This window comes from Streptomyces sp. NPDC002104 (genome assembly GCF_053593795.1).
The window spans coordinates 199,371-225,815 of record NZ_JBSFDF010000004.1 but is presented as its reverse complement, the minus strand read 5'-3'; the positions used below and the strand labels follow the sequence as shown (position 1 = coordinate 225,815).

At 73.8% G+C, this 26,445-nt stretch carries 21 protein-coding genes; 7 read left to right on the top strand and 14 right to left on the bottom strand.

Features of this window, described 5'->3' with window-relative positions; genetic code table 11:
* Positions 1-87: 87 nt before the first annotated feature.
* A complete protein-coding gene (locus ACWCP2_RS05915) occupies positions 88-2,628 on the top strand; it encodes an AAA family ATPase (protein ID WP_450907338.1) in 2,541 nt (846 codons plus the stop codon).
* A gap of 52 nt (positions 2,629-2,680) precedes the next feature.
* Here ACWCP2_RS05915 and ACWCP2_RS05910 read toward each other — a convergent pair whose 3' ends face one another.
* From ACWCP2_RS05910 to ACWCP2_RS05865, 10 genes are all read right to left on the bottom strand, one after another.
* Entirely contained in the window at positions 2,681-4,123 is a 1,443-nt protein-coding gene (locus ACWCP2_RS05910) for an NAD(P)/FAD-dependent oxidoreductase (RefSeq protein ID WP_450907337.1), read from the bottom strand.
* Positions 4,124-4,355: 232 nt separating this feature from the next.
* Entirely contained in the window at positions 4,356-5,024 is a 669-nt protein-coding gene (locus tag ACWCP2_RS05905) for a VOC family protein (protein WP_450907336.1), read from the bottom strand.
* Positions 4,970-5,848, bottom strand: coding sequence for a hypothetical protein (locus ACWCP2_RS05900; RefSeq protein ID WP_450907335.1), 879 nt, complete (start codon positions 5,846-5,848; stop codon positions 4,970-4,972). The genes ACWCP2_RS05905 and ACWCP2_RS05900 overlap by 55 nt, the downstream gene beginning before the upstream one ends.
* A gap of 96 nt (positions 5,849-5,944) precedes the next feature.
* A complete protein-coding gene (locus ACWCP2_RS05895) occupies positions 5,945-6,847 on the bottom strand; it encodes an alpha/beta fold hydrolase (RefSeq protein WP_450907334.1) in 903 nt (300 codons plus the stop codon).
* On the bottom strand, positions 6,844-7,770 hold the full coding sequence (locus ACWCP2_RS05890) for a Rieske 2Fe-2S domain-containing protein (RefSeq protein ID WP_450907333.1): 927 nt from the start codon (positions 7,768-7,770) through the stop codon (positions 6,844-6,846). The genes ACWCP2_RS05895 and ACWCP2_RS05890 overlap by 4 nt, the downstream gene beginning before the upstream one ends.
* Positions 7,767-9,020 carry a flavin monoamine oxidase family protein gene (locus tag ACWCP2_RS05885; protein WP_450907332.1) on the bottom strand — a complete coding sequence of 418 codons (1,254 nt, stop codon included), beginning with the start codon at positions 9,018-9,020 and terminating at the stop codon, positions 7,767-7,769. The genes ACWCP2_RS05890 and ACWCP2_RS05885 overlap by 4 nt, the downstream gene beginning before the upstream one ends.
* Positions 9,013-10,260, bottom strand: coding sequence for a cytochrome P450 (locus ACWCP2_RS05880; RefSeq protein ID WP_450907331.1), 1,248 nt, complete (start codon positions 10,258-10,260; stop codon positions 9,013-9,015). Before ACWCP2_RS05880 ends, ACWCP2_RS05885 begins: the two co-directional genes overlap by 8 nt.
* A gap of 71 nt (positions 10,261-10,331) precedes the next feature.
* On the bottom strand, positions 10,332-11,234 hold the full coding sequence (locus ACWCP2_RS05875) for an ABC transporter permease (RefSeq protein WP_450907330.1): 903 nt from the start codon (positions 11,232-11,234) through the stop codon (positions 10,332-10,334).
* The gene (locus tag ACWCP2_RS05870; RefSeq protein ID WP_450907329.1) at positions 11,231-12,178 is read right to left on the bottom strand and encodes an ABC transporter ATP-binding protein; all 948 of its coding nucleotides are present in this window, start codon (positions 12,176-12,178) and stop codon (positions 11,231-11,233) included. The genes ACWCP2_RS05875 and ACWCP2_RS05870 overlap by 4 nt, the downstream gene beginning before the upstream one ends.
* Before the next feature lie 44 nt (positions 12,179-12,222).
* The gene (locus ACWCP2_RS05865; RefSeq protein ID WP_450907328.1) at positions 12,223-12,603 is read right to left on the bottom strand and encodes a hypothetical protein; all 381 of its coding nucleotides are present in this window, start codon (positions 12,601-12,603) and stop codon (positions 12,223-12,225) included.
* Positions 12,604-13,051: 448 nt separating this feature from the next.
* Here ACWCP2_RS05865 and ACWCP2_RS05860 point away from each other — a divergent pair, with 448 nt between their 5' ends.
* The 6 genes from ACWCP2_RS05860 (at position 13,052) to ACWCP2_RS05835 (ending at position 19,314) form a co-directional block, all read left to right on the top strand.
* The gene (locus ACWCP2_RS05860; protein WP_450907327.1) at positions 13,052-14,335 is read left to right on the top strand and encodes a cytochrome P450; all 1,284 of its coding nucleotides are present in this window, start codon (positions 13,052-13,054) and stop codon (positions 14,333-14,335) included.
* Positions 14,332-15,216 (top strand): class I SAM-dependent methyltransferase, encoded by an 885-nt coding sequence (locus ACWCP2_RS05855; RefSeq protein ID WP_450907326.1) that lies wholly within the window; start codon positions 14,332-14,334, stop codon positions 15,214-15,216. Before ACWCP2_RS05860 ends, ACWCP2_RS05855 begins: the two co-directional genes overlap by 4 nt.
* Before the next feature lie 42 nt (positions 15,217-15,258).
* On the top strand, positions 15,259-15,444 hold the full coding sequence (locus tag ACWCP2_RS05850; RefSeq protein WP_450907325.1) for a hypothetical protein: 186 nt from the start codon (positions 15,259-15,261) through the stop codon (positions 15,442-15,444).
* Between the two features lie 84 nt (positions 15,445-15,528).
* Complete coding sequence (locus tag ACWCP2_RS05845) at positions 15,529-16,794, top strand: cation:proton antiporter domain-containing protein (RefSeq protein WP_450907324.1); 1,266 nt, start codon at positions 15,529-15,531, stop codon at positions 16,792-16,794.
* Positions 16,795-16,997: 203 nt separating this feature from the next.
* Positions 16,998-17,642, top strand: a complete 645-nt coding sequence (locus ACWCP2_RS05840; protein WP_450907323.1) for a hypothetical protein — start codon at positions 16,998-17,000, stop codon at positions 17,640-17,642.
* A gap of 22 nt (positions 17,643-17,664) precedes the next feature.
* Positions 17,665-19,314 (top strand): phospholipase D family protein, encoded by a 1,650-nt coding sequence (locus tag ACWCP2_RS05835; RefSeq protein ID WP_450907322.1) that lies wholly within the window; start codon positions 17,665-17,667, stop codon positions 19,312-19,314.
* A 45-nt stretch (positions 19,315-19,359) separates the two neighbouring features.
* Here ACWCP2_RS05835 and rph read toward each other — a convergent pair whose 3' ends face one another.
* The 4 genes from rph to ACWCP2_RS05815 form a co-directional block, all read right to left on the bottom strand.
* Positions 19,360-21,957 (bottom strand): rifamycin-inactivating phosphotransferase, encoded by a 2,598-nt coding sequence (gene rph, locus ACWCP2_RS05830; protein WP_450907321.1) that lies wholly within the window; start codon positions 21,955-21,957, stop codon positions 19,360-19,362.
* A 262-nt stretch (positions 21,958-22,219) separates the two neighbouring features.
* Positions 22,220-23,431, bottom strand: coding sequence for a PucR family transcriptional regulator (locus ACWCP2_RS05825; protein ID WP_450907320.1), 1,212 nt, complete (start codon positions 23,429-23,431; stop codon positions 22,220-22,222).
* 210 nt (positions 23,432-23,641) lie between these two features.
* Positions 23,642-24,589: a hypothetical protein gene (locus ACWCP2_RS05820; protein ID WP_450907319.1), complete on the bottom strand. Its 948-nt coding sequence runs from the start codon at positions 24,587-24,589 to the stop codon at positions 23,642-23,644.
* A 106-nt stretch (positions 24,590-24,695) separates the two neighbouring features.
* On the bottom strand, positions 24,696-26,339 hold the full coding sequence (locus ACWCP2_RS05815; RefSeq protein WP_450907318.1) for a DUF6801 domain-containing protein: 1,644 nt from the start codon (positions 26,337-26,339) through the stop codon (positions 24,696-24,698).
* Positions 26,340-26,445 lie beyond the last annotated feature (106 nt).

Below are 26,445 nucleotides of genomic sequence, written 5' to 3'. Positions count from 1 at the left end.
GTTGCTCTGTGGGAACCTGGCCCAACTGGGCCTGGAAGACTGCCCATTTGGCTTGATCTGCACCCGGCGGAATGCGACATTGACCCCATGCATTCACCCAATGGGGATCTGTACCACCGCGAGCGTGAGATGGGCCTCCTCCAGGGTGCCGTCGGGGAACTCGCCCTGGGGCGACCGACGGTGGCCACCATTCACGGGTCGCACGGAATCGGGAAGTCCGCGCTGCTGAACGCGGTGCCCCGGCTCCTGGCCCCGGGGACCCTGGTGCTGCGGGCGCGCTGCCATCCGAGCGAGAGCCAGTTCCCGTACAGCATGGTGAGCCAGCTGTTCGACCCCGTCCTCGGCGGCGCCGGGGGCCACGGCACGCCCGGAGCCGGGCTCGGGGAGGCCGGTCCCACCCACGAGGCCCTGCTGGGCCTGCTGCGCACCACCCGCTCCCTCGCCGTCGACCGGCCGGTGGCCATCCTCGTCGACGACCTGACCAACGCCGATCCGCACTCGCTGCGCTGGTTCTCGTACATCGCCCGGCGGCTCGACGACCTGCCGGTGCTGATGGTGGCCACGCTGCCCGCCTCGGCCGCCGCGCAGGTGGCGGAGCAGCTCGGACCGCTGCCCTACCTGCTGCGGCTGTGGCCGGAGCCGCTGTGCCCGACCTGTACGACCGAGCTGGTCGACCGCGCCTTCGACAGCCCCGTCGACCAGGAGCTGGCGGCGCTCTGCCACACCCTCGCGCACGGAAACCCGCTCGTGCTGCACGACCTGGTGACCCGGCTGCGGCGCACCCACGTGCCGCCGGGCTCGCCCGACCCGGACCAGGTGCTGCCGATCGGGGCGCAGGCCCTGTCGGAGACCGTGCTGGCCTGGCTCGACGAGGACGACCCGTGCGCGAGCGAACTGCTCACGCAGCTGGCCGTCCTCGGCCCCGGCACCGACCCGGCCGTGTGCGCCGCGCTCTCCAAGCACGGCGAGGTGCACGACCAGCAGGCCCGCGAGACGCTCGTACGGACCGGGCTCCTGGAAGCCGGAGCGCCCGGCCGCTTCACGCACCCGGCCGTCCGGCCCGCGGTCCTCGCCCGGGTGTCGGCGCACGAGCGGCTGGTGCTGCACGGGCGCGCCGCGGCCGTCCTGGCCCGGCTCGGCGCCCCGGCCCGGCAGACCGCGGACCAGCTGATCCTGGCGGGCTGCGACTGGGGCATCGACGTGCTGCGCGGCGCCGGCATCCAGGCCTCCGGAGTCGGCGACCACGAGTCGGCGGCCCGCTACCTGCGGCGCGCGCTCACCCTGCTGGAGCAGCGCGGCGCGCCCGCGGCGGAGGGCGACGAGAGCGCGGCGAAGGAGGCACGTGAGCGTGAAGAATCGTTTCTTGACCTGACGGTGCGGCTCGGCGCCGTCGAACTCCACCGCGACCTCGACGCCTGCGCCCGGCAGGCCGCGGCCGCCGCCGACAGCCCACTGGGTCCGGTGCGGCGCGCCGAGGCCCTGGCCCGGCTCGCCTCCCCCGTGCTCGTCTCCCGGGTCGAGGGCGCCCAGCCGTTCGTCCGGGTCTGCGGCGAACTGGCCACGCTGCCGGCGCCGCCGCGCGAACACCTGCTGCGGCTGACCGCGCAGACCCTGCTGACCGGGCACCGCTCCGGTCTGCGCCGGGCGGCCCGGCTCGCCGCCGCCGATCCCGGGGACCCGGCCGCGCACGTCTTCGCGGGCGCGCTCGCCGCGGCGGCCGCCGCCAGCGGCCGGCTCGGCACCGCGCGCCGGATGGCCCTGCGGGTCGCGGCCGGCCCGGCGGGCGCACCGGAGGGGACGGTGCCCGCGTCGGCGGCCGGCCCGGTGGGCGCCGCCCTGGCTCTGACCTGGATCGGCGACCTCGACGGGGCCGCGGGCCTCGCCGACCGGCTGATCAGCGTGTCCCGCGCGTCGGACGACCTCGCCACCACCCTGCTCGCCCGCCTCGTGCGCAGCGAGATCCGCCACCGCGGGGACGCGCACGCCGACGCGCTCACCGACGCCGAGGCCGCGCTGCACCTGGCCCGCCGGCTGAACGCCCCCGCCCTGGCCGGCGCGGCCGCGGCGGGCGCGGCCCGCGCCCTCGTGGGCCTGGACCGGGCCGCCGAAGCGGCCGTCCTGCTGACCGCCGAACCGGCGGCCGGGGACGCCCACCCGTTCATCAAGGCACTGTCCCTCCAGGCGCACGGCACGGTCGCCGCGGCCCTCGGCGACCACGTCACCGCCGTACGCCTGTTCCTCGACTGCGGCCACCGGCTCGCGCTGCGCGGCATCACCCATCCCGGGTGCGTGACCTGGCGGGCCCAGGCGGCCGCCTCGTACCGGGCCCTGGGCGAGGAGTCCGCCTCGGCCACGATCCTGGACGGCGCGCCCCGGCAGCGGGGCGCGGCGCCGCGGCCCCGGCAGGGGACGCAGCCGGGGCGCGAGCCCGTACGCACCCTGCTGAGCCCGGCGGAGCAGCGGGTGGCCGAGCTGGTGGTACGGGGCAGCTCCAGCCTGGAGGTCGCGGAGAAGCTGTTCCTCAGCAAGCGCACCGTCGACACCCATCTGGGCCGCATCTACCGCAAGCTCGGCATCCACAGCCGGCACGAGCTGGCGGGCGCGATCGGCGAGGAACTGCCGGTGTGACACCGGCCGGTGGGCGGAGCCGCCGGCCCCGCCCACCGGCCGGCCCATGGGATCAGGCGCGCGCCGCCTGCGCGGAGCGGCCGGAGCGGCCTATGCCCAGCCGGGGACTGGTCGTCAGGTACAGCCCCGTCGCCGCGTCGTGGCCGCCGATGTCGTGCTGCCCGGACGACGGGACGGACATCAGGCCGGACATCTGGCCGGCCAGGACCTCCGCGGGCAGCGGACCCGCGCCACCCGCCCGCCGGGCGTCGTCGAGGTCCAGGACCCCGGCGGTCAGCGCCGCGAACGCCTCGCTGTCCGGCGCGGAGCGCATCGGGACCGGGCTCTCGCGGGGGGCCATCAGCTCGGGGTGGCGGCCGCGGGCGAGGCGCTGGGCGAGCCAGAAGTACGTGGACTTGCCGCGGTACTGCTCGTAGAACCCGGCCACCATCGAGAACATGCGGGCGTAGGCGTTGCGGTAGAGCGCCTCGTAGAACGCCATCGCCTCGTCCTCGGTCACCTCGCCCGCGTCGAGGGCCGTGATCGACGCGGCGGCGAGCATGCCGCTGTACATGCCGAGGTGGACGCCGGTCGACAGCAGCGGGTCCAGGAAGCACGCGGAGTCGCCGGCGAGGAAGTAGCCGGGCCCGCAGAAGCTGTCCGCCGTGTACGAGAAGTCCTGTTCGACGCGCACCTCGTGCTGGAAGACGCCGTCCGCCACCAGCTCGCGCACGGTCGGCGACTCCTGCACGGCGTCCAGGAACAGGGCCTCCAGGCCCGCCGTACCCCCGGCGTAGCGCTGCTTGCGCTTGAGGAAGTGGTCCTGGTGGGTCACGAGGCCGACGCTGTACACGTCGTCCTTGAGCGGGATGACCCAGTACCAGCCCTCGGGGGCGGAGATGACGTTGATGCCGCCGCGGGGGGTGCGCGGCAGCAGCGCGCCGCCCTGGTAGTAGCCCCAGACGGCCACGTTGCGGAACACGTCGTGGGGTGTGCGGTTGTCGAGGTGGCGCACCGACAGCAGGCCGGCCCGGCCGGTCGCGTCGATCACGTGGCCGGCGCGGGTGGTGTGCTCCCGGCCCTCGTGGGTCCACTTCACGCCCGCCGCGCGGCCGTTCTCGAAGAGCACCTCGCGGGCCTGGGCCCCCTCGACGACCTCGACGCCCTGGGAGGCGGCGTGGCGCAGCAGGACGTCGTCGAAGTCCGCGCGGTCCACCTGCCAGGAGGTCTGGGCGTTGGTCCCGAAGATCTCGGGCCAGTCGACGACCCAGTCCTGCTCGGCGCCCCAGCGCAGCAGCAGGCCCTCCTTGACCTGATAGCCGCGTGCCTCCACCTTCTCCAGCGCGCCGGCCAGCTCGATGATGGACCGGCAGGACGTCGCCACGGATTCCCCGATGTGGTACCGCGGGAAATGGGCACGCTCCAGCAGTTTCACGCGCGCGCCCTGGCGGGCCAGCAGCGCCGCGGCAATGGAGCCGGCCGGCCCACCGCCCATGACCACGATCTCGGATGCCATCGCTTTCGCCTTTCCCGTTCCCCGAAGGAATTTCCACCGCATTCCACGCTGCGCGCGGCGTCGCGCGCGAGCACGGGAATTCCGCACGGCGGATGTCTGGCATCGGATTTCCCCGGCCGAATCGACCTTCGCACGACGGACGGCGCGAATGAACGGGAGGCGATGCGCAGCGGGGGATTACGTATCCGGTGGATTGCGTCATCAGCGGGGGAGAGGGGCTGTGCCGGGGCTTCTAGGCGCTGGCGAAGCCGTCGGTCACGCCGAACACCGCCCCCCACGGATCGGCCAGCAGTCCCGGGGCGAGGACGCGGGCGCCCGCCGCGCGGGCGAGGTTCTCGAAGGTGCCGGTGTCGGCGACCCCGAACCGCGGCACCCAGCGCGCGTCCGCCGCCCGCGCCACCTCCTCGGTGTGCGGCCGGGCTCCGCACACCTCCCGGTAGAAGTCGCCCGACTCCACCGGCCGTGGCGTGTGCAGGGCCGCGCCGGTCAGGGCGCCGGCCTCGTCGACGACCACCACGCCCTCGTCGTGGGCGCCCTGCCACAGCCCGAAGGCCGCGCCCAGGGGGTCGACGGCGAGGCTGAGCCGGCCGTTGCCGCCGGCCGGGACGCCCGCCACCACCACGCGGGCGCCGTGCCGCTCGGCCCGCCGCCCCGCGCCGTCGAGGTCCTTCGCCGCGAGGTACACGGTCCAGGCGGAGCCGAAGCGCGGTCCGGCCGGGCTCGGTCCGAGGCCGCCGACGATCTCGCCGCCGAGCAGCACCAGGTGGTAGCCCCGGCCGCCCTCGGGCCGGAACTCCCAGCCGAAGAGGGCCGCGTAGAAGTCCTTGGCGCCCGTGGGGTCGACGCCTACGTGGTCGATCCAGCAAGGAGTTCCGTCAACGTAGGAGGTGCGACGGGGCACGGCACGGTTCCCTTCGGGGTGGTCGCGGTCAGTCGTCCGTCGAGCAGGTCGGCGGCCTCTTCCGCGGCGCCCGATTCGGGCAGCAGGAGGCGCATCCGGGGGGTGGCCGCGAAGGCGGGGTCCGCCGAGGCGTCCGGGGGCCACACCGAGGCGGCGAAGTTCCAGTCCTCCAGCCGGGACCGCTGCGCGCCCCTGCTGCAGAGCCGGACCAGGGTGGCCGGGCCGAACCGCTCGCGGATGTCCGCCGTGGCGATCAGCCGCTCCGGGCGGACCATGACGGACTCTCCCGTCAGCGGCGAACAGACCGTGCGTACGTCGTTGCCGGGGCCGCCGTCGGTGAGGCCGGCGGCCCGGGCCGCCTCCAGGGCGGGTCCTCGGAGTTCGAGGGGCAGTTGGTAGGGCAGCGTCTCCCCGGTGGTGCGGTCGACGACCAGGTATTGGCCGGAAACCATGCGCCATCCGCGTGCGCCCAGGGCGAGCGCCACGGAGTTCCGGGGCGAACCGATGCCGCCGACCAGTGCGACCACGCCGGCGCCCTTGGCCAGCACGGCGGCCTGGAGGACCGCGTACGGATGCTCCAGGACGGCGAAGGGCGGCAGGACTGGCGGGATTCCGCCTGTGCCGTGGTAGGCCCAGCGGCGCAGTACGCGCCCCTCGCCGTCCAGCACGCGCACCTCACGCCCCACGTGGCCCACCCCGGTGGTCGAGGCGAAATGCAGGCTCACCGGGGTCCGTACGGGCTCCGCGCGCTCCCCGAGCAGGTGCCGGCCGAAGTGGAAGGCGAGGTCGGAGCCTTCCACGAGGCCCATTACTTGGAGGATCATCCCAAAGAACTCAAGCGCGAATATCGGCATGTCCCCGCCCCCCTGATGTGGTTCCCTTGATCACTTTATACGGGCATCGATAGGCTGATTAAGTGCCTAACAGGCCAACAGGTGGTCCAGCAGCAGCGGCGCCACGGCCCACGGCTGCTCGAGAAAGGGCAAATGGCCGGCATCGGGAACGACATGGATGCGGCAGCGGGGCACGGTGCGGGACAACAAAGCGGCATTGGCATGGAATGCGGGCATGTCGGCGCTGCCGGTTAGTGCGAACGTACAGGCCTTGATCCGTGCCAGGTCCTCCGCGGAGTGCACGTGCGCGCTGAGCCCCGCCATCGCCCCGCTGTCCAGCTCGGCCCAGGAGTGGCGGGCCACGACGGACCGCAGCTCGGCGCGGAGCACCGGATGGGCCTCCGTGCCCCGGAAGATGTCCGGCGGCGCCGCCATCCAGAGGTCGGCCAGCGGCTCGGCCGCCTCCGCCCCGCGCATCCGGCGCAGCATCAGCATCTCGATGTACCGCTTGCGGGCCGCCGGGTCGGGCGGTCCGCCGGCCGGCGTCGGCGCGCCCACGACGAGGCGGTCGACCTCGTCCAGGTGGGTGAGCGCCGCCTCCAGCGCGACCGTCGACCCGAAGGACAGGCCCACCCACCGCCGGGCCCCCTGCTCACGGGCAAGTCCCATGATCCGTGCGGCGAGTTCCGGCATGGTCAGCCCGGGGCGCAGCGCCTCGGAGCCGCCGTGCCCCGGGAGGTCCACGCCGACGTGGCGCAGCCCGGGGAGCAGCCGCCACAGGGGCCGCCACAGGGTGGAGTCCATGGTGTAGCCGTGCACCCACAGCACGGTGGGGCCGCTGCCGTAGGTCAGGGTGCGCAGCCCGTCGTACGCGCCCTCCTGCTCGCCGGGCAGTGGCTCGCGGGAGACGTGGCGCCTGTCGTCGCCCGTCACCCCGGCTCCGGTCGCGGTCCCGGTCGCGGTCCCGGTCCCGGCCGCGGTCCCGGTCACGATGCCTCCCCGTCGCCGAGGTCGGTGAAGCCCGCGCAGAACTCCCGGTAGGCGACGACCGCCACGTCGGCCGCGTCGTAGCGCGGCGCCACCCGCGGGTTGAGGTGCTCCCAGACGGCGATGTCCTCGGCGAGGGCCCGCTCGCTGCCGGCGATCAGCAGGGGCAGCTGGTTCTCGCGGCCCTCGCGCACGCCGACAGCGACCCGGGCGACGCAGCCCCCGCGCCCGTCGGGCACGGCGCCGGTGACGATGACGTGCACCTCGTCGGCGGGCCCGAACTCGGTGACGACGACACCGGGGCTGTACGCACGGGCGTGGAAGCGGGGAACGTACGGCTGCGCCGGGCCCGCGCCCCCGCGGCCGGCCCAGGGCGAGGCCGACATCGGGAACTCCCCGTCCATCACCAACTCGCCGTGCACACCGGTGGAATGCCGCATGCCGCGGATCCGGTGGACCTTGTGCAGCGCCGTGAAGTGGTCGGTGTCGAAGGCGTTCTCGACGACGAGGTCCGCGGCCGCGGCCACGGGCCGCTCCACCGCCTTGACCAGCGGCATCGACCCGGCCAGTTCCTTGAGCACGGTGCGCAGCCCGCGGTCGTCGTCGGGCCCGTCGGTGAGGCGTACGAAGACGGCGTCGCCGCACTCGACGACCTCGTGCTCGCGCACCCAGGGCCGGCTGCCCTCGCCCGAGGGCTGCCCCAGCCCGATGCGCCGCCCGTGGAAGGGGCACACCAGGCAGCCGCCCTCGACCCGGCCGCCGTGGCCGAGATGGGCGCCGCGGTGCGGGCAGTCCGCGTCGAGGACGCGCAGGCCGCCCTCCGCGCGCACCGCCACCAGGCGGCGCCCGCCGATGTCCAACGGGGCCACCTCGCGGTCCAGTTCGGACGCGAAGGCGGCCAGGTACCACCCCGAATGGACGTTCAAGGACATCGTTTCCCCGCTTCCAGAACCTCGTGTGCGGCGCGCCGCCCGTCGGCGTACGCGCCCTGCAGCCACGGCAGTGCCCGCCCGGTCACGGCGGCCTCTCCCGCGAAGAACAGCCGCCCGTCGGGCCCGTTCAGGGGACGGGCCCAGTCCCGGGCCGCCCGTTCCGTGCCCGGACCGGGCGCGCAGAACGCCCCGCCGCTGTACGGGTCGGCGGCCCAGTCGGCGGTCACGACGTCCACCACCGCCACGCCCCTGGTCCACGGCAGCGCCACGGCCAGCAGCTCGGCGAGGTGGCCCGCGGACCCGGCGGCCTCCCGTACGCACGCGGCCGCCGCCGACTTGGCGACGATCAGCACCTCGGGGCGGCCCCGCCGGCAGGAGACGAACCCGACGACGCCGTCCGCGTCGAACACGGCGGCCGTCTCGGGGGCCGGGCCGGCCAGGGTCACCACGGCGCAGAACCCGTCGCCCGGTACCAGCGCCTTCGCGGCGGCGGTCTTCTGCGCGCCGAGCCCGTCGATGGCGAGCAGGCCGCCGGCGACGACGGCGGGCGGTACGGCCAGGACCGCCCGGTCCGCGGTGAGTTCGCCGTCATCGGTGACGATGCGCACGCCGCCCCCGGGGCCGGCCACGATCCGCCGGACGGGAGTTCCGGTGCGCACGTCCAGCCCCTCGGCGAGGGCGCGGGGCAGCAGGTCCATGCCGCCGGGCACGGTGAACTCCCCACGGCCGCCCCCGTCCTGGCGCACCGCGGCCGCCACCCCGGCGGCGTCGAGCCGGTCGGGGTCCGCGGCCCAGGTCTGGCGCAGCCACTCGCGGGCCGTGGCCGCCTCGGCGGGTGCGGCGCCGCTCGCCGCCAGCCAGCCGCCGACGCTCAGCCCGGCGCCGGGACCGCCGGGGGCCGGGGCATGGCCGGCGAGCCTGCCCTCCAGCAGCCACGGCGGGTTCGCGCCGCGGGCCAGGACGCCCATGGGGCGGGCGACGCGCCCGGTCACTACGTACGCGGCCGGCGGGCGGGGCGCGGCCGGGAGCGGGCCGAGGACGGAGTGGGCCGGGTTCCGGTCGCCGTGCACGACCTGCGCGCCGAGTTCGAGCGCCGGGCCGCCGTCGGCCGGGCGGAACGTGCGGACGCGGCCGCCGATCCGGGGACGGGCCTCCAGGACGAGGGCGTCGACGCCGGCCTGTGCCAGGCGTTGGGCACAGGCCAGCCCGGCGACCCCGGCTCCGATCACGACGACCTCAGGCATGCACGTCCTCCAGCCCGGCTGCCTCCCGTACGCCCGCATCTCGTATCCCCGCCTCCCGTACCTCCGCGCCCAGGTCGACGGGGAGCGAGGTGAGCCGGCGCGGGATCAGCGACGGCGCCCAGCGCGGGTCCGGGCCGGCGATGACGGCCTCGGGGAAGCGGCGGACGATCCTGCCGAGCAGGATCGCGCCGGACTGCTTGACCAGCCGGGCGGCCAGACAGAAGTGCGGGCCGCCGCCGAAGGCGAGGTGCGGGTTGGGCCGCCGGTCCCACACCAGGCCGCCGGGGTCGGCGAAGACGGCGGGGTCCCGGTTGGCGGCGGCGAGCACCGCGAGGACCCGCTGCCCGGCCGGGATGCGCCCGCCGGGAAGCGTGGCGTCGTGGAGGGTGACGCGGGCGGTGAAGGGGATCGGCGCTTCGAGGCGCAGCAGTTCGTCTACGGCCGTCTCGGCCGCGTCCTGGCCGGCGGAGCGCAGGGCGGCGCGCACCTCGGGGCGCGGCAGCAGCCAGTACAGGGCGTTGCCGACGGCCTCGGCCAGCGGCTGCCAGCCTCCTACGACGGCCAGGCCGAGGATGCCGAGCATCTCCTGCCGGGTCAGCCGGGTGTCGGCGGCGAGCCGGCCGAGGGGGCAGTGCGGGTCGACACGGTCGGTGTGGCCGTCGAGGAACCGGGTCAGCTCACCCATGGCGGCGCGGCCCAGGCGCGCGATGTGCGGCGGGGCGAGCGGATCGAGGTTGACGGACGCGGCACGGGCCAGCGCGGCCAGGGTCTCCCGCGCGTCTTCGGGCAGGCCGAACAGCCGGGCCAGTACGGAGGTGGCCAGCGGCGCGCCCAGCTCCTCCACGGCGTCGACGGGCACGCCGTCCTCCACGGCCCGGTCGAGCAGGGCGTCGGCGTCGGCGGCGATCGCGTCGGCCACGGACGCCAGGGCGGCCGGGCCGAGCAGCAGGGCGCCGGGGGCGCGCAGCCGGGTGTGGTCGACGCCGTCCGTGGTCAGCATGGACACGGGCAGGTCGTCGTCCCGGGACCGCTCGCGCTGCCCCGAGGCCGCGGAGAAGGCCGGGTCCTTGAGCAGGGCCGTGCAGTCGGCGTGCCCGGTGACCAGCCACATGCCGGTCATCGGGTCGCGGTGCACGGGGTCGTGGGTCCGCAGCCACTCGTAGGCCGGGTACGGGTCGATCCGCCCGGCGGGGCTGAAGGGGTGGGCGAGGTGGGCGGGCAGCCCGGCGGCCTCGGTCATGTACGGGATCTCCTCGTCACGGCACTTCTCTCGCCCGGCTCCCGCCCGGCCATGGTCATCCGGGGACCCGCTCAGCGCACCCGCGGGCCGCGCCAGCCGAAGGTCAGGCCGGTCGCCAGCAGGCCGCCGACCGCCCACAGGGCCAGGACCAGGGCGATGCGGCCCAGCTCCCAGGAGCCGGCGGGCTCGACGGCGGCGAAGGAGTCGGGCAGGAACACCGAACGGAAGCCCTGCGCCATCCACTTCACGGGGAACAGGGCGGCGGTGTTCTGCATCCACAGCGGCAGGTTCTCGAACGGGTAGAACACGCCCGAGATGAACTGCAGCACCATGAAGACGGGCGTCACCACGGCGGCGGCGGAACGGCTGTTGGGGATCAGCGCGCTGTAGGCGGTGCCGGCCAGCGCGCAGGCCGCGGTGCCCAGCGCCAGGCACCACGCGAGGGTGCTCCACCGCTCGGGGGTCTGCGGCAGGGGCAGTCCGAACGCGGTCACGGCGATCCCGATGAGCAGGGCCGTCTCCAGCACGGTGGTGACCACCACGCGCACGAGCTTGCCCACGAAGTACGCCGACTTGGGCATCGGGGTCAGGGCGAGACGGCGGATGGTGCCGGTGTCCCGCTCGATGGCCACGTTGATGGCCAGGCCGGAGAACGCGGTGCTCATGACGCCCGCCGCGATCACCCCGGCCATGAAGACCTGCCGGAAGTCCGTATCGGTGCCCTCGACCTTCCCCTCGAAGATCGAGCCGAAGACGACGAGCAGGATCACCGGGAAGAACAGGGTGAACACCAGGGACTGCTTGTTGCGGAAGAACGCCCGCAGTTCGGCCGACGAACGTGCCGCGCAGGCCCGTACGTACCCGCGCGCACCGCGCGCGGCCGGGCGTGCGGGCACGGCTCCGGCGCGGCGGACCGCACCGTCGCCGGATAACTCCGGGGTCGAGGTCCTGGTTTCGGGCACGGTCGCGGTCATGCGGCGGTCTCCCTGCTCTCCCTGGCGATCAGACTCAGGTAGATCTCTTCGAGGGTGGGCCGGTGCACGCGCAGGTCCGCGAGTTCCAGCGAGCCCGCCTCGCGTGCCCAGGGCAGCAGCAGGCTCAGCGCCTGCGAGGGCGCGGCGGTGCGCAGCGTCACGGTGCCCGGTCCGGACGGCAGCACCTCGGTGCCGGGCGGCAGCGCGGGCAGCGCGACGCCGGCCAGAGCTTCGCCACGGCGGAAGGAGACCGTGGCGGGGGTCTGGTCGCGCCCGCCGAACGAGGCCAGCGGCCCGTACTCGACGAGGCGGCCGCCGACGACGACACCGGCCCGCTGGGCCAGTTCCTCGGCCTCGTCGAGGTAGTGCGTGGTCAGGACGGTCGTACGGCCGCGGCCGGCGAAGTAGCGGACGAGCTCCCAGGCCTCGCGGCGGGCCACCGGGTCCAGGCCCGTGGTCGGCTCGTCCAGGAAGATCAGCTCGGGGTCGCCGACGACCCCGACCGCGACGTCCAGGCGGCGTTGCTGGCCGCCGGAGAGCGCGGTGGCCTGGCGGGAGTGGAAGGAGCCGAGCCCCACCATCTCCAGCACCTCGCCGACCGGCAGCGGGGCCGGATACATGGCGGCGAAATGCCTGACGACTTCTTTCACGGTCAGATCCGAGTAGGCGCCCGCCGTCTGCGGCACCACGCCTATCCTCGCCCGCCATTCCCGCGGGTCCTCGGCCGGATCATGGCCGAGGACCCGCACTTCTCCACCGGTGCGTCTGCGCACTCCCGTCAGAATGTCGACGGTCGTGGTCTTTCCGGCGCCATTGGGCCCGAGCAGTGCGAACACTTCGCCGCGATGAATATCGAGGCTGATGTCGCGCACTGCCTGGACGTCACCGTATCGCTTGGAAAGTCCGCGTACGGAAACGGGGTGTTCCGTCAGCGCATTGGGCATGCGACGCTCCAGCGGAGTGGGAAGGGTTGCGGGCACCGCACCTGTCAGGTGCAGCAGCAGCAGGGGCAGCAGCAGTAGTTGCAGGCGTCGAGCACGCCGGCGGCGACGTCGGACAGGTCGCCCTCGCTGAGCTCGACGGCGTCGACCGTCGGGGTCGCGGGGATGTGGAACTCGTAGCGACCGGTCTCCAGGCCCGTCTCCCACAGGGCGACCTGCACGTCCAGGTTGCCCTGCTCGTGGCCCTCGGGGGCCTGGGTGACGATGACGACCTCGGACTCGGCCGGGAGTTCGAGGCCGGCCTCGGCGAGCGCGGTCCGCGGCTCGGTGGCGAGCTTGGCGGAGAACGCCTCGTCGGACCAGGCGCTGATGAGAACCCGTGTGTAGGAGTTCACGAACTCAGCGCGCTGCTGCGGGTCGAGTGCCATGTGGACTCTCCATTCGATGCGGTTGCTGCGGATTCGATGCGGTCGGTGTGCCGGCGACAACGCAAGATTCACACGGCGGGAACCGCGCCGCCAAGACGCAATGAAACGTAATCCGAAGGCCCCCGCGGATGAGTATCCGGCCGCCCTCGATAAGCATTGAGCCTATTCTTTAAGGGAGTTACTGTGACCGAACCACCCGCGCCCGCAGGCCCGGTTGCCGTGCCCGCGTAGGCATGCTCTCACGCAGGGCGCCGTACGACGCCCGCCGGGAAGGCAACCGGGGTAATCCCAGCGGCGATTACGGAATTACCGACAGCCGGTACGTAGCGCCGGACCGGCTTGCGTAGAGGGCGTACGTACATCGGCTCAACCATCCACGGAGGTTCACGTGACAGCCACCACCGCACCGGCGGGCACCGTCCCACCGGGGCCGGATACCCCTGTGGACATGGAACTTATGCGCGCCGACCCCCTGGCCTTCGTGACCGCGATGAACCGTCGCCACGGCGACATCACCAGCCATGTCGGCGACGGCGAGCGGGTGGTCATGCTGCACCGGCCCGAGCTGGCCAGGCACGTGCTGAAGGACAACACCGCCAACTACACGAAGGCCGGCACCCCCGACGACGCCATGCTGCGGCCCCTCCTCGGAAACGGGCTGCTGACCAGCAACGGAGCCGACTGGGCCCGCCAGCGCAAGCAGTGCGCCCCCGCGTTCCGCCGCACCGAGGTCGCCACCTTCGACCGCATCATCACCGAGGAGACCGAAGCCCTCCTGGCGCGCTGGCAGCCGGCCGTGCGGGACGGCAGCGCCCTCCCCGTCGAACACCACCTGACCTCGCTGACCCTGGCGATCCTCACCCGCGCCGTGCTGGGCGTGGACCTGGGCACGGCCGGCGAGGGCTTCGGGCGCGCCGTCGACGCCACCAACCGGTTCATGGGGCACTACGTACCGAGCCCCGATCCGGACCCCGAGGACACGGCGCTGCGCCGCAAGGGCTACGTACAGGCGCGCATGTTCCTCCAGTTGATCGCCCGCACCGTCATCGCCTCCCGGCGGGCGGTCGCCGGGGCGCAGCCCCCCGCGCACGGATCCGCGTCCCTGCTCGACGCGATGATCGGCGAGCTGGACGACGAGGAACTGCGCGACCAGGTGCTCACCCTCGTCATGGCGGGCCACGAGACCACGGCCAAGGCCCTGACCTGGACCCTGTACCTGCTCGACCGGCACCCGGAGGAGGCCGAGAAGGTCCGCGCGGAGCTCGACGCGGTCCTCGGCGACCGCACGCCCACCGCGGCCGACCTGCCCGACCTGGTGCGCTGCCGGCGGGCGATCGAGGAGGCCATGCGCCTCTACCCGCCGGTATGGCTGATCTCCCGGCGCGCCAAGGGCCCCGACACCGTCGGCGGGTACGAAATCCCCGCCGGGACGCTGGTGTGCGTCAGCCAGTGGGTGCTGCACCGGCACCCCGACTACTGGGACCGGCCCGATGCGTACGTACCCGACCGCTTCGAGGACGCCGACCTGCCCAGCCACCTCTACCTGCCCTTCGGCGGGGGCGAGCGCATCTGCATCGGCCAGCACCTGGCCCTGATCGAGGCCACCCTGGTGCTGGCCGTCCTGATGCGCTCGACCCGCCTCGAACTGGAGCCGGGCTTCACGGTGGAGCCGGAAGCCCTGGTGACCCTGCGCCCCAAGCACGGCATGCGGATGACTGCGAGGCCCCGATGACCGCCCCCCTGACCTCCCCGCTGCCGTCGGCCCCGGCCGCCGCGGCGGTCGCCGACCGGGCGGGCGCCGCCGCCGGCCCGGTCGGCGGCTCGTACGACCCCGCCGCCACCACGGCCGGCGGGCTCACCGGTGAACTGGCCCGGCTGGAGGCCCAGGCCGAGCTGTCCTTCGCCGCCGAGCTGCGCATCCTGCGCGAAGCGGGCCTGGACGCGCACGCCGGCCCGTTCCTCGAGATCGGCGCCGGCTCGGGGGCGGTCACCCGCAGGCTGCGCGCCGCCCTGCCCGGCCTCGCCCACACCGCCGTCGACATCGACGGCGACCTGCTGTCCCACGCCGCCGGCTGCGGAGCCGAACTCCTCGTCGCCGACGGCGCGGCCCTGCCGCTCCCCGACGACTCCGCCGGCTTCGTGCTGCTGCGCTACGTACTCCAGCACCTGGCCGACCCGCAGGCCGTACTCGCCGAGGCGCTGCGCGTGCTGCGGCCCGGCGGGCGGATCGCCGTGACCGAGGTCGACGCCTCCTGCTGGGGCCTGGCCGAGCCCGCGTACCCCGAACTGGCCGCGATCCACGGCAAACTGGCCCGCGCCCAGACCTCGGCCGGCGGGGACCGGACCATCGGACGCCGCCTGACCCGGCTGCTGCGCGGCGCGGGCTACGAGGACGTGGCCCTGCGGCCCTTCGCCAGCACCAACGACGACCACCCCGTCGAGGCCTTCGCCCCGCACCTGGGCCCCGGCCGCCTCCAGCCGCTCGTGGCCGCCGGTGTGGTCAGCCTGGCCGAGTTCGCGCTGGCCGCCGACCGCTGGAACCGCTTCCGCGGCGACCCGGACGCGTACGTGATGCTGCTCGGCTTCACCGCCACGGGCACCGCCCCCCACTGACCCGCCCGAACAACCGAACCGATCCGATTGGACCCGCCCCCCATGAACCCGAGCCTCAAGATCTTCCTGACGATCTTCTGCTACATCAGCGGCGTGATGGGCGTCGTGACCGCCGTCCTGCACGCCAGCGACCAGCCCGCCCAGACCACCGCGGCCGTCATCGCCGGCACCCTCGGCGTGGTCTTCCTGTTCGCCGGCATCGCACTCGGCCGCCGCCCCCGCCACTGACGGCACCGGGCGCCGCCGCACCGCACCGCGGAGGGCCACCCCACCCGGGTCACCAGGTCCGGCAGAGCAGAACGGAAGAACCGCATGTTCCCTCTCGACTCCGTCGGCCACTTCTTCCTCGGTGCGGCCGTCGTCCTCGCCCTGTCCCGGGTCGCGGGCGGCCTCGCCGCCCGGGTGGGACAGCCGCGCGTGATGGGCGAGGTGCTCGCTGGCCTGGCCCTCGGCCCCTCGCTCCTGGGCGCGCTCGCCCCCGAGGCGGCGCTGTGGCTGTTCCCGAAGGCCGTGCTGCCCATGTTCTCCGGGCTCGCGCAGATCGGCCTGGCGGTGTTCATGTTCTTCACGGGGCAGGAGCTCTGCGCGATGCGGGTGCGGGGCACCGCCCGGGAGGGCCTGCTGATCAGCCAGGCATCCCTGCTCGTCCCGTTCGCCGGTGGCGCCCTGGCCGCCCTGCCGCTCGCGGACCGCTACACGCCCGCGGGCATGCCGCGGTCCGTCTTCGTCCTGTTCATCGGATGCGCGATCAGCATCACCGCGTTCCCGGTGCTGGCACGCATGCTGGAGGACCTGGGCCTCTCCCGCACCCGGCCCGGCCGGCTGAGCCTGTTCGCGGCCGCCGTCGGAGACGGCGGCAGCTGGCTGGCGCTCTCGGCGATCCTCGCGCTGTCCCAGGGGTCGAACCACCGGGACGCGGCCGTACGCGCGCTGGTCGCGGTGGTCGTCGTCGCCGTCTATCTGGGGCCGGTGCGCCGGGCGGCGGCCTGGTGGTTCGCGCGCAAGGGCGACACCACCGACCTCGCCACCCTGCGGGTCGTGCTCGTCATCGCGATCGCCGCCTCCGCGGCGCTGACCGCCGCCCTCGGCGTGCACCAGCTCATCGGCGCGTTCCTGGTCGGCCTGGTGTGGCCGGCCGGCAACCCGTTCGCCGTCGCCGCCGCCGAGCCGCTGGCCACCACGTCCAAGACCGTGCTGCTGCCCTTCTTCTTCCTGGGCTTCGGGCTCGGAGTGGACCTGTCGGCCCTGGACCTCTCCTCGGGCGGGGCCCTGGTCCTGCCGGCCCTGCTGGCCGTGGCCGTTCTCGGGAAGACGGGCGGCGCGGGGCTGGCCGCGCGGTACGCGGGCCTGCCCTGGCGGGAGTCGTTCACCGTGGGCGTGCTGCTGAACACCCGCGGGCTGACCGAGCTGGTCGTCCTCCAGATCGGCCACGAGGCGGGCATCATCGACGGCCCGCTGCTCGCGGTACTCACCGTCGTCGCCCTGGTCACCACCCTGATGACCGGCCCCCTGGTGAAACTGGCGGGCCCGCCGGCCCCGGCCGCGCACACCCCGCACCCCGCACCCGCGCACCACTGAGCACCGCCGACCGGGCCGCGGCGGCGCGCACCACCGTCCCGGGCGGGACGGCGGGCCGGTCGGGTGGTCCCTGCGCCGTACGCGTGAAACGGTCCTCGGTGCGTTCGGGGCCGGGTGTTCAGCCGTCCGCTCCGGCCGTGTGGCGGGGCCGCCGGGCGGGGGACATCCTGCTCGCTAAGAGCCCGCCTCCGAGGAGTCCGCGCATGTTCCGCAGTCCCGCCCTGGCCCTGGCAGCGGCCGCCGCTCTCTCCCTGACGGCCGCCGCCGCTCCTGCCTCCGCCTCTCCCTCCGCCTCCCCCTCCGGCATCGACACCGGCATCGACAGCGGCAAGGCGGGGGCCGAGCGCGCGATCGTCTACCGGGCGACCGCCCCGTTCCAGCAGCACGCGGCCGCGGTGAGAGCGGGCTACGTCCCGGACAAGCACTGCGTCGAGGACAGGGCGGGATCCGGCGCTCTCGGCTACCCGCACTTCAACCACGCGTACGACAACTCCGTCGACCCGGCGAAGCCAGCGGCGCTCTTCTACGAGGACGACGGGCACGGGGGCAAACGCCTCGTCGGCGCCCAGTGGCTCGTGTACGACCGCGACCAGGACACGGCCACGGACGACGACCGCCCGAAGCTCTTCGGCCGCTCCTTCGACGGCCCGACGCCCGGGCACTTCCCCCGCCAGCCCGTCCACTACGCCCTGCACCTGTGGCTGTGGAAGAAGAACCCCCGCGGGACGTTCGGGACCTACAACCCCACGGTCGCCTGCCTCCCCGGGACCACCAAGCCGAAGCGGCCCGCCACCCGCCCCGCCGACCCGGGCGGGGGCGGAGTGTCTGAGACCGCGCCGGGCGGGTAGCCGCTCGGGGGAGGCACGACACATGGAACGCAGTGACTGGATGCTCACCGCCGGCGAACGCGGCAACACGTCCACCCGGGTGGACAGCCGTCACCCCGACGGCGCGTCGTGGACCCGGGGCAACCAGGCGCGCCCGCTCGTGCACGGAGCCACGTACTTCGCGGAGCTCCTTCGCAACATCCGGGCACAGCGCCGGGGAGACCTGCTCCTCTTCACGGACTGGCGGGGCGACCCCGACGAACGGCTCGACGGCGAGGGTACGGAGATCGGCACCGTGCTGGCGGAGGCGGCCGGGCGGGGCGTGATCGTCAAGGGCCTCCTCTGGCGGTCCCACCTGGACGGACTGCGCTACAGCGAGAGCGAGAACCGGCATCTCGGGGAGGAGATCGCGGCGGCGGGCGGCGAATGCCTGCTCGACATGCGGGTGCGCCCCGGAGGGAGCCACCACCAGAAGCTGGTCGTCCTGCGCCACCCCTGCCGCCCTTCCCTGGACGTGGCCTACGTGGGCGGGATCGACCTGTGCCACAGCCGCAACGACGACGCCGACCATCACGGGGACCCGCAGGTGATGCCGATGGCGGCCGCCTACGGCCCCCGGCCGCCCTGGCACGACGTCCAACTGGCCGTCCGGGGACCCGCCGTCGGTGACATAGAGGCGGGATTCCGCGAACGCTGGGAGGATCCGGCCGCGCTGAGCCGCAGCCCGCTCGTCAAACTGCGGGCGCTGGTCAACGGCGAGGACACCTACGCGGATCCCATCCCGCCGCAGCTGCCCGACCCGCCGCCCTGCGGCAACCACACCGTGCAGGTGCTGCGCACCTATCCCAACCGGCTGCTGCGCGGCTACCCCTTCGCGCCGGACGGGGAGCGCAGCGTGGCGCGCAGCTACCTCAAGGCGCTCAAGCGGGCCAGGCGGCTCATCTACCTGGAGGACCAGTACCTGTGGTCCCCCGAGGTGGTGGAGTCCTTCGCCGGGGCGCTGCGCGAGAACCCCGAACTGCGGCTGATCGCCGTGATACCCACCGTCCCCGACCAGGACGGCCGGCTGTCCGGGCCGATGAACGTGGTCGGCCGGGTCAAGGCCCTGGACAAGCTGCGCGAGGCGGGCGGCGGGCGGGTGGCGGTGTACGGGCTGGAGAACCGCGCCGGCACTCCCGTGTACGTGCACGCCAAGGTGTGCGTGGTGGACGACGTGTGGGCCACGGTCGGATCCGACAACATCAACCTCCGGTCCTGGACGCACGACTCGGAACTCAACTGTGCCGTCCTGGACGAGGAGGCGGACCCCCGCGCGCCCGCCGACCCCGGGGGACTGGGCGACGGCGCCCGCCGCTTCGCGAGGGAACTGCGGCTGGAGCTCTCCCGCGAGCACCTCGACGCAACCGCGCCCGGTCCGCCCGAGCCCGGCGATCCGGACGCCACGGACGCTCCGGGCACCTCGGATCCGCTGTGCGACCCCGTACGGGCCTTCGAGGCGTTCGCGGCGAGCGCCGCCGCGCTGGACGCCTGGCACGAGGGCGGCGGCCGCGGGCCGAAGCCGCCGGGCCGGCTGCGCGCGTACAGCCCGCCCGACCTCTCGTACGCCGAGCGGCGCCTCACCATGCCGCTCTACCGGCTCGTCGTCGACCCGGACGGCCGTACGTTCGGACTCCGGCGGCGCAACGCCTTCTGACCCCCGGCCACCCCCCGGAGGGGGGGGCGGGGCCCGGGCGGCCGGTCAGGGCAGGATCTCGACGTAGCCCCCGGTTCCGTGCACGCGGATCCGCTGCCCGTCGCGGATCAGCCGGGTGGCCCGGTCCACGCCGACGACGGCCGGCAGACCGTACTCCCGGGCGATCACCGCGCCATGGGTCATCAGGCCGCCCACCTCGGTCACCATGCCCGCGATCCCGACGAACAGCGGCGACCAGCTCGGGTCGGTGAAGGCGGTGACGAGGATGTCGCCCGGTTCGAGATCCGCGTCCGCCATGTCGAGGATCACGCGGGCCCTCCCCTCGACGGTCCCGGCGGAAACCGGCAGGCCGGCCAGGGCCCCGGCCGGCACGTCGTCGCGCCGGTAGGCCCCGGTGAGGGCCTCGCCGTCCGAGGTGAGCACCCGGGGCGGTGTGAGCGCGTGGTACGAACGGAACGCCTCCTTGCGCCGCGCGATGAGCCCCTGGTCCGCCCGGTGCGTGCGCACCACCTCGTGGAACTCCTGGAACGTGAGGTGGAAGACGTCCTCCTGCCCGGCGAGCACCCCCGCCCGCACCAGGCGCCCGGCCTCCCGCAGGAGGGCCTGCTTGTAGACGAAGTAGCGGCTGACGATGCCGTACTTCGGGTACTCCCGGTACCCGATGAAGGTTCTGACCCGGTCGATCATCCGCTTGGTCTCGGCGGCCCTGCGGTCCCCGTCCGGCAGGGACCGCAGGCGCGACAGCACGTCCCGTTCCTTGTGCTGCGCCTTCTGCCGTCCCTCCTCGAAGCGCCGTGCGGCGGCGCCCGGCCCGAAGTTCCTGACGTTGTCCAGGATCAGGGGGACGAGGGTGGAGGGGCGCTCGCGCCAGCGCGGCCTCGTGATGTCGATCTCGCCGACGCAGCGCATGCCGTACCGGTCGAGGTAGTCCTCGATGGCTTCGCGCGCCCCGGCCCCGCCCGGGAGCTTCGCGAGTCCGTCCAGGAACCCCTCGTCCTCGACGCCCCGCAGGAACTCCACCAGCTCCGGATGCGGGCGGATCGCGTCCGCGACGTCGAGCAGTTCCAGGCCCATCTCCGACGTGATGTTGTCGGGGGCGGACAGGGTCAGCGTGTCGGCGGCGTTCTTCTCGCCCAGCCACTCCTCCAGCCTGTCGTTGAGCCACCAGGTGGCCTCCATCCCGGCCATGACCGCCTGGATGTTCAGCGGATCGCCGAGGACCCGCTTGTGCTCCTCGAAGGCCTCCAGCAGGAAGTCGAAGAGCTCCGGGCCCTCCTTCGTGCGGATCTCGCGCGCGAGCTCGGCGACGGACGCCCGGCTGCACTCGATCAGCGCGGTGACGACGGCCGGGTCGGTTTCGACCGGGGCGGGCGCGGCGCCGGCCGGCGGCCCGGCGGGGGCGGGGTCCGGGAGCGGGGGGACGAAGTCCTCGTCGGCGAGGACGGTCTCCAGGGCGTCCCGGACGAGCGGGTCGCCCTTCCCCAGGAGGTCCAGGAGTCCGGCCCGGCTCGCGGGCGCGGCCAGGCGCCGCGTGACGTCGACGAACAGCCGCCCGCCCGCCTCGTGCATCGGCACCATGGCCGTCAGCTGCCACATGGAGAGCCCCAGGGGCCTCATGGGGTCGGTCATCATCTGCCCGTGGCCGACGGACACGTAGACGTGGTTCTCCCGGTCACCCCTCTCGGGTACGGGGAACAAGGTCGTGATCGGCCGGCTCTGGACGATCCGGAAGCCGTCGTCGGCCAGACACCATTCGATGTCCTGCGGGCGCCCGAAGCGGGCTTTGATCCGGCGTCCGAGCCGTACGAGTTCCAGGACCTGGGCATCCGTCAGCGCCGGCTGCTCCTGGAGCCGCGGGTCGACGGTCACCTGCTCCGTGCCGCCGCCCGGCAGGGCGTGGACGGCACGCTGCTTGGCGGCGATCGTCCTGGCGGTGATCTCGCCTCCGCGCACCTCGAAGACGTCGGGGTTCACCAGGCCGGAGACCAGGGCCTCGCCGAGACCGAAGCCGGCCTCCACGGTGGCGGCCTTCCGGTGGCCCGTGACGGGATCGGCCGTGAACAGGACTCCGGACGCGTGCGGGAAGACCATCCGCTGCACGACCACGGCCATGTGGACCGTACGGTGGTCGATGCCGTTGCGCTCGCGGTAGGTCACGGCCCGCTCGGTGAACAGCGAGGCCCAGCACCGGCTGACGTGCTCCAGGACCGCGGTCGGACCCGTGACGTTAAGGTACGTGTCCTGCTGACCGGCGAAGGAGGCCGTCGGCAGGTCCTCCGCCGTCGCGCTGGAGCGGACGGCGTAGGCGGCCCGCTCTCCGTGCCGGGCGAGCGCGCGGGCGACCGCCGCCGCGACATCGTCCGGGACGGCGATCGACTCGATGGTCCGGCGGATCCGCGCGCTGAGCGTGCGGATCGCCTCCCGGTCGTCCGGGCCGGAGCGCGACAACCGGTCGAGCAGGTCACTGATCGACGGCGCGTCCGCCAGGGCCCGCCGGAAGGCGTCCGTCGTCACGCAGAAGCCGGCCGGCACGCTGATCCCGTCGATGCGCGCCAGACCGCCCAGGTGCGCCCCCTTGCCGCCGACGAGCGCGGCCCGGGTCTCGTCGACCTCTTGAAGATCCGCCACGTACTGCTCGGCCACCGGTGACTCCCACTCCGTCGAACCTCTCGCTCTCCGCGGATCGCGGCAGCGAGCGACGATTCTCCGCCGTGACCGGGGCCTTGCGGCAAGCCCCCCGGCCCGCTATAAGTTGAAAGTGGCAAGGAGAGAGCTCTCCTTGCCCTTTTTCATGGCCCGGGCGGCGAGGGCGGGCGGGCGGCGAGGGCGGCCGGGGCGGTGGTCCGGTCCGGCACCGGCGGTGAACGTCTCGAAGCGGTCCGGGGTCCGGCCGGGTGCGGGGGGTTCAATCCGCGTAGTCGTTGCCCTGGAGGTGGAGCGAGCGGAGGGCCGCCTCCAGGGTGAAGCGGTGGTCCGGGTCCGTGATGCGGTCGCCCAGGTGGGCGTCCAGGTTGCGCAGGCGGTAGCGGACCGTCTGCGCGTGGACGCCGAGCACCTCGCCGACCTGTTCCGCGGGAGCCCGGGTGGAGATGTGCACGCGCAGCGTCTCGACCAGGCGCCCGCGCCGGGAGCCGGTCAGTCCACCGAGCGGGGCCAGTTCGCGGGCCGCGATGTGGGTGACCAGAGCGGGGTCGGACAGGAGCCACAACGTTGTCAGATGGTCCTCGCAGTGCACGACGGGCCGGTCGGGCACGATCCCGTCGTCGATGAGCTGCAGCACCCTCCTGGCCCACCGGATGGAGTCGGCGGCCTGGGCCGGCGGCACGGTCAGACCGATGACGGCCGGGGCTCCCGCGAGGGCGGTTTCGAGCATCGCCAGACGCTCGGGGGTGAGCGGCCCGGGGATCAGCAGGTGCGGGTGCGGGATGCCGAGGTCGGCGAGGACGTCCCGGTCGAGACAGGCCCGTATGTGGTCGGGAGCCGGAGCGCGCAGGGCCACCATCGTGCACTGGGCGGGGAGTTCCCAGGCGGCCTGCTCGCACAGTTCGGCGATGGTCGCATGCGGTAAGGGCGATCCGACGAGGATGAGGTGGAGCAGCTGCCTGCGTAACGCCGAGACCTCGGAGGCCGCACGTGCCTGGACCTCCGCGTACCCCTCGCGCGCGAGGGCCTCCAGCTCGTCGACGTAGGCGAAGAGCGCGTCGGCGAAGGCGAGGATGAGGGCGGGGGAGAGCTTGTACCGGCGGCCTATCGTCCTGGCCCGGCGCAGCGCGATGCGTGCGCCGAGCCGGTAGGCGCCCTGGAGGGTGTCGAGGTCGCGGCCCTCGTACGCCTCCACCCGGCCGAACTTGCGCAGCAGCTCGTCGCGCAGGACCGAGCTCGTGGCGGGGTCGGCGACGCGGTCCACGAACGTGGCCAGCGCCTGCTCCACGCCCTGGCGGATGGCGTCCGCGTTGGGCCCGTTCAGGAGGCGGGCGTAGACCGGATAGGCACGCTGGACCTCGACGCGGATCTCCTTGATGAGGCCCGGTACCTCGGGCCTCATCAAGGCGGCGAACTCCTTGGGGAGCGGATCGAGCGGCTCGCCGAGGTCCGGTGCTTGTGCGATTGAGGGCATGACTGATCCCTTGCTCTCCTGCGCCCCGGTGGGGAGCGGCGCGGCCGCGCCGTGCCGGCTGGACGGCGCGGGCGCGACCGTCAGGTGCATACCAATGTTGGTTGCAGACGCTAAATCAAGTTAGCTGTGGTGTACACAACTTGGACAGGAGTAGCGCCGGAGGGAGGGCGGAGGGAGAAGACGCGGCCGAGAATCGCCGCTCGGTGACCGTTACTTGACTGCGGAGTGCCAGTTCTGGGCGAATCGCTTGCCGGCGTCGGGGGCGATGGTCCCCGGGGCGTAGAGCCCGCTCAGGTAGGTCTGGGTGTTGTTCAGGGTGAGACTGTTCTTGCCCGCCGCCGACGGGAGACCGGTCTTGAGGTTGACCGCCGCGTCGATCAGCCCGAGCAGGCCGAGGCCGCAGCCGCTGGCGCCGGGGACGGCGAAGGAGGTGTCGATCTGGGTGGAGCCGAGCATGTTGAGGCGGCTCATCTCGCCCTCCTCGTTCGGGCTGCCGTCACCGTTGAACAGCTCCACGGAGAACGCCGGGTAGTCCCGGTTCTTCGGCTTGAGGACGATCGGGTTGCTCTTGGTGCCGATGTAGCAGTTGCTGCCCAGGAACGGGTTCTCCAGGTGGATGCGGACCGGGATGTTCACGATGGTCTGGTCGGTGAGGACGCCCGCGATCTGGTCGAAGTTCGAGGGGGTGCCCACCGACTCCAGGGTCGCGGTGATCTTGTTGAGCTTGCCGTCGGCGAGCTGCTGGCAGATGGCGGTGATGCCCGGGATGTTGCTCGGACACATCAGTCCGAGAAGGCCGCCGGGCACGGTGGCGGAGTCCGCGATGATCGCCCCGGAGGCGGGCGCGACGACGGTGTTGGTGCCGTCGGCGTTCTGGACGACGCCCATCTGGAGGTTGCTGTTGCCGGTGATGACCGTGGTGTTGCCGAGTTTGATGGACCCGCTGGTGGCGTACGAGACGACGCACTGCGGTGCCTTGTCCAGACCGTCCGCGGCGAGCATCGCCGGCGCGTCCACGGGGCAGCGGGTGAACGGCGCCCACGCACCGTTGAGGGCCGGCGTGGCGGCGGCGGTCGCCGTACCGAGGGCGGCGAAGGCGCCGAACGCGGTCAGCGCCGAGACGGTGGCGAGCCGGGTGCGTGCGGAGGCGAGTGGCATGGAGGTGCCTTTCGGTGACGGGGACGGTCAGGTCTGTGGTGCGGGGGTGCGGGGGTGCGGGGGTCAGGGGGTACGGGGTGGGACGTGCGGGGTGCGGCGGCGGGGATCAGCGCTCGGGTGTCGGTACCACGACCGGCTGGCGGTCCGAGGTGCACTCGACCTCGCTCCCTACCGCCACACCGCAGGTCTGGCCCTGTATCTGCTTGATGTAGTTGCCGGAGCCCGAGATGGACGCGGTCAGCAGCCGGTCCAGGTCCTCACCGCCCGCCCCGCAGCCGGTGAACGCGGGGACGGTCACCTCGCCGGTCAGCGGCCCGCCCGAGGTCAGCAGGTAGCCCGTGGCCGGCTGCCCGGCGAGGATCACTCCCTTGCCCAGCATCACCAGGTGCGGACCGGGATGCTTGGCCGGGTCGGGCTCGGGGGAGCTGAGCGGGGTCGCCGTGCGGCAGGAGGGGCCGACGTCCAGGCGCGTGCCGTTGACCTTGACGTCCAGTACGCGCAGGACCAGCGGGACGCGCACGTAGGTGGTCGCGTAGTTGTTGCCCGTGGCGAAGTCGAGCAGGATGTCCGACGAGACGTTCATGGGCCCCGCCTGCTCCAGCACCATGGTCGCCGTCGTCGGGGCGAAGCCGAAGGTGAGGAAGGTCGACGTGAACGGCGGGGTCTGCTTGCGGCCCTGGTAGTCGAGATTGCCTTCCGAGGTCTGGAGGACGTGGAAGGTTCCGTCCGGGAACGGGGTGAATTCCGGAGTCCCCTGCTCGATCTGCACGCAGGACACCGGGATCAGCGAGGCGCCGTTCAGCTTGTTGACGTTGGAGTAGCCCGTGATGTACCCGGTGAGCGACAGCGGGGTCGGGTTCTCCTTGACGCAGCGCGGTGCGGGCGGCCTGTCGGCCGTGAGGCCGGAGCGGGTACCGCCGATCCTCGGCGCCTTGCCGTTGCCCTTGCTCTTGTCCTTGCCCTTGTCCCCGGGCGTCGGCGCCGCGGGGGCACCGGGCGTCGTCGACCCCTTCGGAGCGCCGGGGCCCGCCGATGACGCGGGGTCCACCGGTCGCCCGGGCGCCGGGGCCGTGGCGCCCGGCGGGGAGGGCGAACCGCTCGGAGCCGGGGTGTGGGTGGCCGGACCGACCGGGACGGTGGCCAGGAGGCCGTGGCCGTCCGCGTCCTTCGCGAGGGCGCAGTCGAGGGAGAGGGACGCGGGAGCGGTGGGCGCGCCGTCGGCCGCGGCGAGGGCGAGGTCGACGCCGAGGCCGGTGGCCGTGAGCGTGAGGTCGCCGTCGGCACCCGCCGTCACGGTCGGGACGTCGCCGGTCGTGGTGAGGGTCAACGGGCCCTTCGCCGGAACGGCTACGGGCTGGGCGGCGCCGGTACCGCGCCAGAGGGCCTGGGCCTTCGCCCCCTGTTGCGCGACGTCGAGGGCCAGCCTGGTCTCCGGTACCACGGTGGCGGCCTTGAGGGCCGTCAGGTCGGCGACGGCCGCGGCCGGCAGCTCGACCGTCGTGGTGACCCCGGTCGGACGGATGGCCTCGCCGGCCGCGACCCGGTCGGGGAAGGTGGCGGTGACCCGTACCGCGGCGCGTTGCGGTCCCGAGGGCAGCGCGCAGTCGTAGGCCAGCTTCGCGGTGATCTCCTGCGAACCCACCGCGGCAGCCGCCGACGGGATCAGGGGGGCGAGTGCCGCGAGGGCGGCGAGCGCCGCACCGCGCGCGCGGACGCGGGGTGTCGGCAGGGCGGGAGGGTGGCCTCGCATCGCGTGCTCCGCTCGGGCATCGTCCGGGCGCCGACGGCCGGCGCGGCCGGTCGGCGTGTCTGGTCGGCTTCGTGGACCGGGTTTCATGGACCGGGTTCGTGGACCG